At 72.8% G+C, this 448-nt stretch carries 1 protein-coding gene; it reads right to left on the reverse strand.

The window, feature by feature from the left end:
- A partial coding sequence (locus EAD98_RS00120; RefSeq protein WP_147457291.1) for a discoidin domain-containing protein occupies positions 1–448 on the reverse strand: 448 nt, incomplete at both ends.

The raw sequence follows: 448 nt of genomic DNA on the forward strand, positions 1-448 counted from the left end.
GGTCGTCGGCGTCCCGCCGTACACCTCGACTTCGGAGAGCTGTGCGGCCGGCCAGCCTGTGTTGCCGGTGACGCTCACCCGGATGTAGCGGCGGTCACCGGCGGGCAGGCCGATCGAGACGCTGTTGCCCGTGCCGGGGTCGAAGACCCGGCCGGTGGAGGCCGCCAGGGTGGCGTACGACGACCCGTCGGTGGAGCCGAGCACCGACAGGGTCTGGGTACGACGCTCCCAGCCGGCGGGCAGCTTGAGCACCACCCGGTCGACGGGCCGGACCGAGCCCAGGTCGACGGTCACCGACTGCGGGAAGGCGTTGTTGGCGCTCTCCCAGTAGGTGGCCGCGTTGCCGTCCACCGCGTTGGATGCGGCGTAGCTCTGGTTGGTGCTGGTGGCGGTCGCCGGCCGGTTCAGGGCCAGGTTCCCGCCGGCGGGTGGCGGGGTGGTCGGTGGT

The organism is Micromonospora sp. CV4 (assembly GCF_003667455.1).
Classification (GTDB): domain Bacteria; phylum Actinomycetota; class Actinomycetes; order Mycobacteriales; family Micromonosporaceae; genus Micromonospora.